The sequence below is a fragment of the Hydrocoleum sp. CS-953 genome (assembly GCF_002260545.1).
GTDB lineage: Bacteria > Cyanobacteriota > Cyanobacteriia > Cyanobacteriales > Microcoleaceae > Trichodesmium.
The window spans coordinates 1-13,256 of record NZ_LGSU01001437.1 but is presented as its reverse complement, the minus strand read 5'-3'; the positions used below and the strand labels follow the sequence as shown (position 1 = coordinate 13,256).

At 37.3% G+C, this 13,256-nt stretch carries 10 protein-coding genes and 2 pseudogenes; 1 reads left to right on the top strand and 11 read right to left on the bottom strand.

Translation table 11 applies throughout. The features are described 5' to 3' along the window. From AFK68_RS46970 to AFK68_RS29940, 7 genes and pseudogenes are all read right to left on the bottom strand, one after another. Window positions 1-145: pseudogene (locus tag AFK68_RS46970) on the bottom strand (RNA-guided endonuclease TnpB family protein); the annotation flags it as partial. 12 nt (window positions 146-157) lie between these two features. Beyond that, window positions 158-643 carry a hypothetical protein gene (locus AFK68_RS29960; protein ID WP_094677571.1) on the bottom strand — a complete coding sequence of 162 codons (486 nt, stop codon included), beginning with the start codon at window positions 641-643 and terminating at the stop codon, window positions 158-160. 417 nt (window positions 644-1,060) lie between these two features. Beyond that, window positions 1,061-1,560: pseudogene (locus AFK68_RS42845) on the bottom strand (CHAD domain-containing protein); the annotation flags it as partial. Between the two features lies 1 nt (window position 1,561). Then, a partial coding sequence (locus tag AFK68_RS40195; RefSeq protein WP_210407691.1) for a CHAD domain-containing protein occupies window positions 1,562-2,227 on the bottom strand: 666 nt, incomplete at its 3' end. Window positions 2,228-2,442: 215 nt separating this feature from the next. Continuing rightward, window positions 2,443-3,219 (bottom strand): sulfite exporter TauE/SafE family protein, encoded by a 777-nt coding sequence (locus tag AFK68_RS29950; RefSeq protein ID WP_094677567.1) that lies wholly within the window; start codon window positions 3,217-3,219, stop codon window positions 2,443-2,445. 360 nt (window positions 3,220-3,579) lie between these two features. After that, the gene (locus AFK68_RS29945; protein WP_094677565.1) at window positions 3,580-4,308 is read right to left on the bottom strand and encodes an MBL fold metallo-hydrolase; all 729 of its coding nucleotides are present in this window, start codon (window positions 4,306-4,308) and stop codon (window positions 3,580-3,582) included. 254 nt (window positions 4,309-4,562) lie between these two features. Continuing rightward, on the bottom strand, window positions 4,563-7,910 hold the full coding sequence (locus AFK68_RS29940; RefSeq protein ID WP_094677563.1) for an AAA-like domain-containing protein: 3,348 nt from the start codon (window positions 7,908-7,910) through the stop codon (window positions 4,563-4,565). Window positions 7,911-8,395: 485 nt separating this feature from the next. Here AFK68_RS29940 and AFK68_RS29935 point away from each other — a divergent pair, with 485 nt between their 5' ends. Then, a complete protein-coding gene (locus AFK68_RS29935) occupies window positions 8,396-9,238 on the top strand; it encodes an SDR family oxidoreductase (RefSeq protein WP_094677573.1) in 843 nt (280 codons plus the stop codon). A gap of 415 nt (window positions 9,239-9,653) precedes the next feature. Here AFK68_RS29935 and proC read toward each other — a convergent pair whose 3' ends face one another. From proC to pipX, 4 genes are all read right to left on the bottom strand, one after another. Next, entirely contained in the window at window positions 9,654-10,481 is an 828-nt protein-coding gene (gene proC / locus AFK68_RS29930; RefSeq protein ID WP_094677561.1) for a pyrroline-5-carboxylate reductase, read from the bottom strand. A 137-nt stretch (window positions 10,482-10,618) separates the two neighbouring features. After that, window positions 10,619-11,257 carry a cell division protein SepF gene (locus tag AFK68_RS29925; RefSeq protein ID WP_094677559.1) on the bottom strand — a complete coding sequence of 213 codons (639 nt, stop codon included), beginning with the start codon at window positions 11,255-11,257 and terminating at the stop codon, window positions 10,619-10,621. A 270-nt stretch (window positions 11,258-11,527) separates the two neighbouring features. Continuing rightward, window positions 11,528-12,202, bottom strand: coding sequence for a YggS family pyridoxal phosphate-dependent enzyme (locus AFK68_RS29920; RefSeq protein WP_094677557.1), 675 nt, complete (start codon window positions 12,200-12,202; stop codon window positions 11,528-11,530). Window positions 12,203-12,823: 621 nt separating this feature from the next. Continuing rightward, window positions 12,824-13,093 carry a transcriptional coactivator PipX gene (pipX, locus tag AFK68_RS29915; RefSeq protein WP_094677555.1) on the bottom strand — a complete coding sequence of 90 codons (270 nt, stop codon included), beginning with the start codon at window positions 13,091-13,093 and terminating at the stop codon, window positions 12,824-12,826. Window positions 13,094-13,256 lie beyond the last annotated feature (163 nt).

Below are 13,256 nucleotides of genomic sequence, written 5' to 3'. Positions count from 1 at the left end.
GCTGTGGTTCAAAGCTCGCCCATGTTGTCAGTTTATGTAGTGCATCTGCTCTAATATCTGCTACTTTCTTGTGCAATATTGCTAGTTTTTTGATAGCTTTGACTCTGTTTTTAGAGCCAAGCTCCTTTTCGTTGACACGGCGTTGATAACGACTTAATTATTTTTTAGCTTGTTTGTAAGCTTTGACATTAGGGTAGGTTGTTCCATCACTACAAGTTGCTAGAGCGTTTATACCTACATCTACACCAATAATATCTCCTTGTTTAGCAGTAGGAGTTGGTCTCTCATCATATTTAAAACTTATATACCAATTACCCGCACGCTTTGAGATTCTCACATTTTTAACTGGTACAGAAGGTAAGATTTCGTAAGTTTTTACTATTCCTATTCTGGGTAATTTGATATAGTTTCCTTTCAGAATTTTAATACTTCCTTCTAGATAAAAACTACCTTTTTTTCCTTTTTTCTTAAACTTGGGAAATCCACGTTGAGGAATAGTCAAAAAGTTTTTAAATGCTCTGTCTAAATCTCTTAATGCTTCTTGAGGGGCACACTTTGATACTTCATAATACCATAGATATATAGAAGCCCTAACCGTATCTCCAGAAAATAGGTCCTGGTGGAGAAGTATAGCACTACCCATTCAGGTTAGGGCAGTTATAAATCATGGAACCCTTTAACAGTCTACTGTTCCCTGTTCCCTATTCCCTATTCCCTNATACCATAGATATATAGAAGCCCTAACCGTATCTCCAGAAAATAGGTCCTGGTGGAGAAGTATAGCACTACCCATTCAGGTTAGGGCAGTTATAAATCATGGAACCCTTTAACAGTCTACTGTTCCCTGTTCCCTATTCCCTATTCCCTATTCCCTAGCGCTATAATTGATAAAAAATGGGTAATAATTGATTTGATGATGGGATGAGTGGGAGATATCTAATACACCCCATCTCCCCATCTCCCCACACTCCCGTCGGGACGTTGCATGCAACGTCCCTACCCCTACTCTCAATCTATAATTTTAAATAGATCCCTTCAGGGGTTCTATACTCGTCTAAACTTATGTTACAGGTCGCAATAATTCTGAACGGAAATTTTGTCGAACTTGAATATTAAGATATCGTCTTTGCAAAACTTGCCATTTTCGCAACGCTTGCTCCCGACTTTGTTTAAGTTGCTTTGCCAAGTTGGGCAGAATTTTGTCAATGTTAGATTGCAATATCTTTTCCAGAAATTCTCTTAAAACTGCACTATCCTGAATATCACCAAGATATTCTTGGAGTTCCTTCATATCTCTTAAATAAGCCTCATAAGTTGAACCGTAAAATTCAGTAAACAAACTCATCTGGTAACGAACCCGCTTCACTTCTTTACGCAAACTATGTAGGTTTTCTTCCTCAGCATCACTAATATTTATAGCAGAGGTATCATTATTAATTTTCACAACTTGATATTTGGAATTCGTTTTTTGTAGCAAAAAATCCTGATTATCACTTGTTTCTAAATCCTCTTTTTCTACCCCTACTAACCAGCCTGGATGAAGAAATAATTTACTAATTTNATTTATAGCAGAGGTATCATTATTAATTTTCACAACTTGATATTTGGAATTCGTTTTTTGTAGCAAAAAATCCTGATTATCACTTGTTTCTAAATCCTCTTTTTCTACCCCTACTAACCAGCCTGGATGAAGAAATAATTTACTAATTTCAGGTAATAACAAATCTGGCAATACTTCTTGAATTGGTAGTTGAGAAATATCTGTATAAATTGGGCTATCTAACCATTCCTGCAATTTCTGTTTCAACATTAGATAACTCTTATCTCCAAGTATTGCCCTTACTTTTTTAAAAGCGTGGCGACGCTGTTTTCGCAACTGCTGCATAGCCTTATCCAGCTCAATTTGTTCTAGAGTAGGTAAATTTGGTTTATAGCGATTTTCTAGAGCTTCTAAAAGCACATCTAAATCCCTTAAACCACCTAAACAACGAGCAATTTTACCAATCTTTTGATCTTGAGCAGCTTTTGGTAAAGCTACAACAGGTCCAAAACCTTGAGCAGCAGAGCGCAAACGACGCATACCTACCCGCATTTGATGGAGTTCCTCTGGATCTCGATCTTTTAGTACCTCTGGTTCATGTTTTAGAGTTTTCTGAAAATGCTTTTCAAAGGCTAAAGATGCCCAATCTCCAAGGCTATTGACTTGAGGCAATACTTGTGTTGTCATAGTTAATTGTCACCCTAACTCAACCTTGGCAGTGATTCTTACAATATTCTGCCAAACTACTATAATAACACTTTTTTTTACTTATTAACAACTTGTTTTGTGAAGTTATTTGAGCAAGTTAAATTGGACTAATACTTAATACTTAGAGCTTTTTGAATAACTATTAAACCTTGTAAAGGCCAGAATATCTCGTCTTTTCGTAAGTGCTGGCTATATCATCCTAAATCAGAAATCAAACGTTGAGTTAAAATCAAAACTGCTATAGCAAGCACAAAAAAACCAAATCCCTTCTTAAGTTGTTTGGGCTTAATCAACTTAGTTAAATAAGCACCACTAACAGTACCAACTCCTGCTGCAAGTGTAAAAGAAGCAATTAAAGAAAAATTCAAAACCACTTGGTCTAAATAACCTGCAAACCCTGTTACTGACTTAAAAGCAATAATCAGTAACGACGTACCGATCGCTTCCTTCATCGGAACTCCACCCAAAAGCACCAAGGTCGGAATAATTACAAAACCTCCACCAATACCTACAAAACCTGTTACAGTTCCTATCCCTAATCCTTCCAGCATCATCAACAACCCATGATTTTGAGGTGAATGTGGTAATTCATTCTGCAACTGATTTAGCTGACCCCAAATCATTGACACGCTGGCAACTAGCATCATTATGGCAAAAACAATCAGTTGAATAGTATCTGTAATAAGTGGTAGTGAAGCGAGACGTGCCCCTAAAAAAGCCCCCAACATTGCAGGAGGAGTAAAAATTATGGCAACTTTGAAGTTGACATTTCTCTCTAGCCAATGAGGAATAAGTCCTATTGAACTTACTATACCCACCACCACAAAACTCATGGCAATAGCTTCTTTGGCATCCAATCCCATAACATAGATTAAAACTGGAATTGCCAACATAGAACCACCACCACCCATTAATCCTAGACTAATGCCAATAGCGACTGCTAAGAAATGACCAATAATCCAAACTAACATGAGTAATACCGTTTCACGGAAATAAAAAGTTAAAAGTCAAAAGTTAAAAGCAAGATTTTATAGGCTAACAACTTTGACTATGCAGTAATTTCAGGAAATTATTTCACATTTAAAGTTTGAAACTATTTGTGACATCTTTAAAGTGATTTACTACAAATATAACTTATATCATGTTTGGTAAAACAATTAATAATAGTAGCTCTAATTGTTACGCTAACCCCTGTCCAATTATTCAGTTTCAGTAATGAGCCACTATAAAGGGCGAGGCTTTAAATCTAAGGTGGTGGTGCATTGTAATTATTTTTGTTACGAGGCATGGCAGTGGGAGCATCTTGCTCCCGTGCTAGGCATTGCTTATTCCTATTTACCATTACTATGCAGGACTACCAAATCTAAATCATCGGTAATTTTACCACAGTTTTGATTCGCTGGCACAGCTTCTGCCATTTTTTTTGGATAAGGCAAATTTAAGGTGGCCATAAATTGAATAAAATTCAAGCGATCGCGACCGACAAAACGAGGATTAAATTGTTTTTCTTCCCCAATGGTAGAAACAGTCTGACCTTTGTAGTCGTGACCAGGATAAACTAAAGTATCATCGGGAAGGGTAAATAACTTTTGAGTGACTACATCATATAAGACTCCTGCATCTCCCCCTTGAAAATCTGTCCGACCACAACCTCTAATCAATAGTGAGTCTCCTGTAAGTAGGTATTTGTTGTTTACTAAATAGGCTAAATGGCAGTCTGTATGACCGGGAGTAGCGATCGCCTGAATTTGAATTTCTCCTACTTCCAATATTTCTCGATCTTCCATAAAGCGATCGGCACAAGTCACTTGAGCGTTTTTTGGCACAACACCTAAACATCCCGTGACTGTCTTTAGTTGACCAGTTCCTGTAATATGGTCTGCATGAATGTGTGTTTCCAAGCAATAGTCTAGTTGTAATCCTAATTCTGTTAATAATTGCAAGTCTCGTTCGACCTGTTCAAAAACAGGATCAATTAACACTGCTGTTTTATTTGCCTCATCAGCGAATAGATAAGTATAGGTGCTTGTTATTGGGTCTATTAGTTGTCGAAATAGCATTTGTTTGCTGATTTATTGAAATAAATATTCAGAAATTTGGCGTTGGTTAATTGAGCTATGAAATCTAAGGAGCATGTTATAAGAAACCGGGTTTGTTGGAGACAGATGTAGTAAGGCATCGGCATCTAATACAAACCCGGTTTCTACAATGCCAGAAAAATCATAGCTAAAATCATCAACACCAGAAATTTTAGTATAAACTTAAAACTCTTGCCATATTGATATTTCCAATTTTTGATTTACAGAATTGAACATCAAAAATTTTCACATAGGTGGCGATCGCTCTGACTAACATTAGGATTATTTTGCAGATAATCTCCCACCCACTCACAACCGAGTTTTACAAGATTTTCTAGATTGAGATTCCACAAAATTACTTTGCCATCTGTACTTCCAGAGGCAATCATCTGACCATCTGGACTAAAACAAATACTATTGAGACCACGCGGATACCCTTGAAAAGTATGTAACTCCCTGCCATTAAGATTCCAAAGTTTAATAGTTCTATCCATACTCGCAGAGGCAAGAATCTGACCATCAGGGCTAAAACAAAGGCTATAAATTCTACGACTATGCCCCTTAAAAGTTTGTAATTTAATTCCCTCAAGACTCCAAAGCTTAATAGTATCATCATCACTAGCAGTAGCAAGGAGTTTCCCAGTAGGATCGAAAGTAACTGTAATCACAGCATTCCCATATTCTTGAATAGTTTGTTCTTCCTGACCATCCAAATGCCAAAGTTTGATGCTACCATCCTTACTCACAGAAGCAATTATTCTGCCATCTGGACTAAAACTAACATTAAAGACAGCATCTTTATGTCCATCAAAAGTTTGTAGTTCCTTACCATCTAGACTCCAGAGCTTAACAGTGCTATCGTAACTAGCAGAAGCAAGGGTTTGACCATCGGGGCTAAAACTAACATCATAAACTCGTTCTCTATGTCCCTGAAAAGTTTGCAATTCTTTACCATCTAGACTCCAGAGTTTAATAGTTTCATCTTCACTAGCGGAAGCAATAATTTTTTGAGTTGGGCTGAAACTCACACTATAAATTCTACCTGTATGACCATTAAGGGTTTTCAGTTCTCTGCCATCAATATTCCAAAGTTTAACAGTGCTGTCATAACTAGCGGAAGCAATAGTTTGACCGTCAGGGCTAAAACTGACATTACTAACCTCATTGCTATGCCCATTGAAAATATTTCGTTCTGTGCTTTTAAGTCTCCAGAGCCTAATTGTATTGTCCCTAGAAGCAGAGGCAATAGTCTGACCATCTGGACTAAAACTGAGGCTATAAATTCTATTACTGTGACCACGGAAAGTTTGTACTTCCTTCTTAATATTCCAGAATTTAATGATTTTGTCTGCACTAGCAGATGCAAGTATCTGACCATCAGGGCTAAAACTAACCGTATTTACCCAATCTCTGTGACCTCTAAAAGTTTGTAATTCTTTGCCATCTAAATTCCAGAGTTTGATAGTTGTGTCTGAACTCCCAGATGCAATCGTTTGACCATCTGGACTAAAACTGACGCTATTAACGTTATAAGTGTGCCCAATAAAGGTTTTGAGTTCCCTACCATCTAAACTCCAGAGTTTGATAGTTTTGTCACCACTGGCAGATGCAAGAGTTTGACCATCTGGACTAAAACTGATGCTAGAGACCCGATTTTTGTGTCCAATCAAAGTTTGTAACTCTCTACCATCTAAACTCCAAAGTTTAATAGTTTTATCAAAACTTCCAGAAGCAAGAGTTTGACCATCCGGACTGAAACTAATACTGCTAATCAGATCGGTATGTCTTATTGTAAAACTTTGTAATTCTGTGCCATCAATACTCCAGAGTTTAATAGTGCTGTCAGAACCCGCAGATGCAAGTATCTGACCATCAGGATGGAAACAGATGCTATGGATACGATCATTATGTCCTGTAAAAGTTTTTAATTCTCTACCACTGAGACTCCAAATTTTCAGAGAATTATCCCTGCTACCAGAAGCAATCAAAGTACCACTAGGGTTGAAACAAACACTATTTACTCCATCTTTATGTCCTTCCAAACGATTACGCTCTTTAACTCCATAGACTGCCTGATGTAGTGCTGTCACCACCAGCATTTCAGCATCAGCTTTTGTTCTAATTGATTTGGATAATGATTGGAGAATTTTGGCTGCCCTCAATGCTTCTAGTAATGCCTCAAACTCTTGACCAGCGAGAAATAGTGTTTTTGATGAGGCACTTTTGAGTAATACTTCTAATATCTGATTTGCTTCAGCCAATATTTGAGCTGCTTGTCTTTCTGCTGCCAATGTCTGTTGCATTTCTTGTTTATCTAGTTCTTGACTTGCCGTTAAAAACCGATAATCTTGTTCGCTCAAACTCTTAGCTGCTGCCCATGCTAGAGCTTCCTGTAAAGCTTGACCCCGCAACAGTCGTGACTCATCCTGATAACCAGAAGCTAACCAAGCAGCAAAAGCTTCTGAATAAGGTCGCAAAGTAGCTAATTCTTTCTCTACCCAAATAGCATTAAATACTGACTGATAAATTCGGTTAGCTACTATCAATTTACCTTCATATTTTACTACCAAACCAGTCAGTCGCAGTTCCATTTGTTCGGAACTATCATCTGCCACAACTCCTCCACTATTCAAAATATTCTGATACAAACCTAATAACCGACTTGCCCGTTTTTCATTAACTAAAAGGCGATCGCTTATGGTCTTTAAATGTTCTGGGTCGTCATGTATCCGCCAATTTTCCAGAATTTGTTTTTCTACTAAATTCTCTAGCCATTCTGCCTCTTTATTTTGCCGAATAAAATCCGCATTTTTCTGGATTAAATTGCACAATTTTTGAGTTAAAAAAGGTTGACCTCCTGTCCAAAATAATACAGCTTCTAATAACTGATTAATTTTTGCACTTTTGCCTCTCAAACCTCTACCCAAAGCAGCTACTTCTGAGATTTTAAAACCTGTTAATTCTATAGGCATACCAATATTAAAAGGAGTGCGTTTTTTATCCCTAATTAAATCTGCCGGAGTTGCCACACCAATCATCACAAAAGTTAATCTTTGATAATCTGAATTATCTGCTCTTTTGTTATAACAATCTCGAATTACGGCGAAAAAATCATCAATATTAAAAGGTAGACTGAGGGTACTATCAATTTCATCAATAAAAATCACAATATTTTGCTTAACAGTAGGCAGCAAAAAATCTCTGATAAACTTACTAAAACGTTTGACATTCGAGAGTCTATTTGTAACCGACCACCAATCATCAATATCAAAAAAATCGTCTAAATTTAAACTACTAACAATACTATCAATTACTCCGGCATACCATTGGTCAGGAGTAACTTCCCAAGTACCAACTTCTGTAATATCAATAGTTGCACAAGCAATTCCTTCTACTTCCAATCGTTGTCTAGTTTTAACTCTTAAGCTAGATTTACCCATTTGACGGCAGTTCAATACATAACAAAACTCACCAGCTTTCAAACCTTGATAAAGTTGTTCGTCGGCAAGTCTGGTTACATAAGTCGGAGCATCTGGGGGCAAACTTCCTCCCACTTGATAAATTGAATTTCCTGCTATATTCATAATACTAATAAAAATCTCCCTATAATTAAGAGTCAAAAATTGTTATAGCAATTATTATAATAAGTTAGGTACAAAGTTACAATTTTGAGAAAATAGGAAACAAAAAAAGAGCAAAAATAAATTTACCTTACCAACCTTAAAAATGCACAACAATAGTCAAAAATATAATTTTGTCAGCATTTCCTGCGGCATGCGGAGCTAACATTCATCAGCTAGCTTCCTGGGTCGGAACTGCCTTATCAGCCATTATTTATTAACTAATTTTCTTTATAATAGGAATTACTATTGAGCTGGTAGTTGGGCTTTAGCCCTAAGATAAAGATGATGGGCTAAAGCCCAACTACAAACAAAAAAATTATTATAATGCGTTTATCCAAACATAATATTACTATTCAAACAGCAGAGCTAACTGCTAATAGTTAAATTACTATATGTTAACTCAATCAGGTATAGTATCAAAAGTAAGTAATATTTGGAAAAACAGAATGAAAATTGCAATTATTGGCTGTGGTTATGTAGGTAGTACAATTGCTAAACTATGGAGTCAGAAAGGTCATCAATTAACTGTAACTACTACCTCCCCAGAACGAGTTTCAGAATTACAAAATATAACACCACAAGTAGTAGTAATGAAAGGCAATGACTCTAGCGCCATGCAGGATGTATTGCAAAACCAAGAAGTGGTATTGTTGAGTGTAGGTTTTCGCTCTCATATTGGCATGGAGTACAAACAAACATATCTAGAAACTGCCCACACTCTAGTGACTGCCTTGAAAAAAACTCCAACTGTACAGCAAATAATTTATACAGCTAGTTACTCAGTTTATGGTGACAAAAATGGTGAGTGGGTAGATGAAAATTCCCCCGTTACCCCTGCGACTGATAGTGGAAAAATTCTCTATGAAACTGAACAGGTGTTATTATCTGCATCCACTCCTCAACAACGAGTGTGTGTTCTACGTTTAGGGGGAATTTACGGTCCAGGCCGGGAGTTAGTGAAAATTTTTAGTAGGTGGGAAGGTCAAACTCGCCCTGGTAGTGGCGATCATTTTACCAACTGGATTAATTTAGATGATATTGTGGGAGGGTTAGAGTTTGCTAGAGAGAAACAGTTGCAGGGTATTTACAATTTGGTTAATAATGTACCAATACCTAGTCGAGAATTACTTGATGGTTTACACAAATATCAGGGTTTAGGAAAGATTTATTGGGATGCTTCCACCCCTTCAACACGCCTTTTTAATACTAGGGTATCAAATCAAAAATTGAGAGATGAAGGTTTTGAGTTAATTCATCCAGAAATTGTCTTTTCATTAATGGATAATTGATAATGGATAATTGATAATGGATAATTGATAATTACCTCTGGTTAAAACCGTTCTTGATTGAAGATAAAGAAATTCAAGAGCACTTTTTTTTCCCTATCCAAGGGGATGCTTTAAACCAGAATTATTTAATTATTAATAATTCGGTAATAGTATGTCGGGTTGAATAGTTATAAATTAAGAAGGGAGGAGTCAGGAGTCAGGAGTCAGGTGAGAAGAGGGAAAAAGAAAGTATAAAAAGGAGAAAGTTTTTTGATCACGCTCTGCTGCTCACATGACATGATAGCATATTTTAGTTATAAAATCTTCTTGTAGGAAAGTTCTATAATCAGCAAGGGTTATAGCGATTTTTAGGGCATTGACGTAATTCCCCTGTCTAGTCTAAATTCTAAATTCTAAATTCTAAATCCTAAATTCATTAACTATTTCCCAACTCCTGAGACCTTTCTTTTGCTGCCAAAACAGCTTCGATAATAGCAGAGCGAAAACCAGCACTTTCTAACTCAGCAATTCCAGTAATAGTTGTTCCCCCAGGACTTGTCACCCGGTCTTTCAACTGTGCCGGGTGTATTCCCGACTCCTGTAATAAAACCGCCGTTCCCAGAACAGTTTGCAATGCCAACTTGTAAGCGATCGCTCTGGGTAAACCTGCACAAACACCACCATCTGTCAATGATTCTATAAAAATTGTTATATAACCAGGTCCAGAACCAGATACCGCTGTAACTGCATCCATTAAAGTTTCTGGTACTTCCACTACCTGGCCTACAGATTCAAAAATGCGAGTAGCTAACTGCTTTTGTTCTGGTTGCACATTCTTCCCCGCAGCGATCGCGCTCATCCCTGCACCTACTGTTGCTGGAGCATTAGGCATAACTCTAACTACAGGTTGTCCTGGAAAAGCTGCTTCCAACTTTTGCAAACCCACACCTGCCATAATTGAAATTAGCAAAGGTAAAGTTTTCGCATGACTACCAACCTGCCAGTCTCCCAGTTGTGATACAACACTATCAAATATTTGGGGTTTAACTGCTAGTAAAAAAGCCTCCGTCGTACTCGTAACCACCAAGTGATTATCCGTAGTTACCTCTACGCCATATTCTTGTGCTAAAAAATCTCGCCTTTGTTGCTGGGGGTCACTAACTAAAATTTCTGAGGGTTGATAAACTTTTTGTTGCACTAGGCGGGATAACAAAGCCTCTCCCATTACCCCACCACCGATTAAACCTAACTTAGCAGTTGCCATTTTTCAATTTAAAAAATATTATAAATTAGGAATTGGGAATGGAGTTTCTGATATATTATTTGAAAATAAAAAATATACTTTACTAGGAAATTATATTTTTACTTTATGATTTTAACCCCATACCCAAAGTTCCTTCACTATTGCATCATCTGAATTTGCTCAGGTTGCCAAACTTGAGACCCAGAAGTCCCCACACGAGGGCGCGGTTGAGTCTGTGACATTTCATTGACTACACCTGCTTGAGTTCTAACTTGGACACAGCTTGGTGTAAACAGAAAAATACTTTCTCCGATGCGTTCTTGATGACCATCAAGAGCATAAGTACCCCCTGCTACAAAGTCCACTGCTCTTTGAGCTTGGTCTGGGTCCATAATTGTTAAATTTAAAACCACAGATTTACGCTCCCTTAAGGCCCGAATTGCTTGAGGCATTTCTTCAAAAGTCCGTGGCTCAAGAACCACAACTTCTGACATTCCGTTTAAAGCGCCTGGCATTCCAATTACATTATTCATAACTGATGATCCCATTCCAGATTCTTGTGTAACAACTCCAGTAGTACCTGTGCTAGCATTAGCTGCCGTCGCAGTAGTGGCCCGATTTCTTAATCTGCGGTTACTCCGACTTTCCTCTTCAACAGGTACAGCAGCAGGAGGTTGCTGTTGTGGAGGATAAACGCTTTGATACTGTTCTCCTTCCATTTCATCGTAATCATATTCGTACTCAACTGGTTCGTTGAGTCCGACAAAATCTCTTAGTTTGGAAAAAAGATTATTCACTGTTATAATTCTCCGATACTATTTAGTTAACAAGTATTAGTATTTGTTAACAAATACACTTGGACTAAATTCAAGTGAGAGTGTATCTACCAAATGCTTGAGATTGAAAAATCTAGAGGGCTTAATTTTGACATCTCTAAAGATGAAAATTGGGCATATTATTTGGTTAACCCACCACATAACGGATAAATCCACTTATGCTTTAAGCCTCTTAACCCGATTGGTAGTGTACTATATTTTTATTTAAGTTGTATTGGATATAATATCAGCTTATTTAATCATCCTCTCACCAAATAAAGTTCTACCTAGTCTCACCATAGTAGCACCGGCAGATATGGCTAGATTATAATCTTCTGACATTCCCATTGACAGCTCCTGGATTTTTAGATTAGACAAATTTTTTTGGCTAATTTCCTGAGCTAACTCTTGGGTTTTCTCAAATACAGATAGGATTTGTAAATCGTCTAATCCTTGGGGTGGAATAGTCATTAAACCTTTAATTTTCAGATTTTGACATTGATTTAACTCTGTTAAGTCAGTCATTAATTCTGGTATACTCCACCCATATTTGTTAGGATCGGGCAAAATTTTAACTTGTAGGCAAATATTAGGACTAGAAGATAATTCTTCTGCTAAACTGTCAAGGCGTTTGGCCAGTTTTAAGCTATCTACGGAATGAATCCATTGAAAATGCTTTAAGGCTTTTACTACCTTGTTACTTTGTAAGTGGCCAATTAAATGCCAGGTAATATCTTGTAAATCTTGTAGTTGAGATTGCTTTGCTTCTGCTTCTTGAACCCTATTTTCCCCAAAATCTCGTATTCCTGCTGCATAAGCAGTACGAATAGTATCAGCCGATACCTGTTTAGTTACGGCAATTAACCGTACTGACTCAGGTAAGTTAGAGCGGATGTTTGTAATACGTTCAGCAATCGACTCAACCATTTTATCTCTTGATTTGAGAATTTTTTATTATAACTTTGGTTATTTCAGTTAACAGTTAGCCTCCTGGGTCGGAACTGCCTCTTGCCTCCTCCGGAGGAGCTGCGCTAACAGAGGAGCTATCCTACGGAATGCTCCGCTTTCCATGTCGCGTTTGCGTTAGCATTCCGTAGGAAAGCGAAACGTTAACAGTTATCAGTACCTCTGTTTGTTTGCGCAGCATGACAAACGGAAACCCAGAGGATTGAAATAATGAACTGTTATCTTTTCATCCCCTTAAAAGGGGAGGCGCATACCCTCTTTTTTTGGTTAAATACCCACACCTCCTTCTAGCTTTTAAAGCTATACTTTATAAACATCTTTAACATCAAACTTGACAAAATATACAAGTTATGTTAAATTCTGCCAGGGTCTTTTTTAGGAGAAAAAGTTCATTGAAAAATACATTTTTTTGATAAATTTAAGTAGTTTTGCTAACAATACTATACTCCTTCTCCCTTCTCCCCTGCTCCTTGCTCCCCTGCTCCCCACATCCTTATAAGGGATAGCTTTTAAAGGGGAGTGGGAATGGGAAGACCAATCAATGTTATGTTTCTTAGATTAATTAGAAGTTAAAAGCAGTTATTATTGAAAAGTATTTTTGTGAACTTGCTGGAGTTTTTGGTAATCAGCCACTTGACCATTGCGACGTAGCTGGCGGAGACGAATTTCCACTATTAAGCGTGCCTCGGAGCGACCGACTGGTTCAAATTTTATACCACCTATTCCATTAGTTACTAAAAAAAATAAGCGTTGAGCATAGAGAGTAGTAAACAATTCTTGCTTATCCTCAACTAAGCACACCCTGTATAAAAGTCCAAAATTAGGATGGTTCATGTAAGTTTCGTTGGTCATTTAGGCTTCAAATCAGCAGATAATCACAAGATTTGCAAATAGTTTAGTGGCCTTTGTCAATTGACAGCCCCTATTATTTTAGATTTTAGACTTTCTGGTTAATACAGAAAATTTAAGTTTTTGTATTTTCTTAAATACGAGTGATAAGTGGATAAATATATCC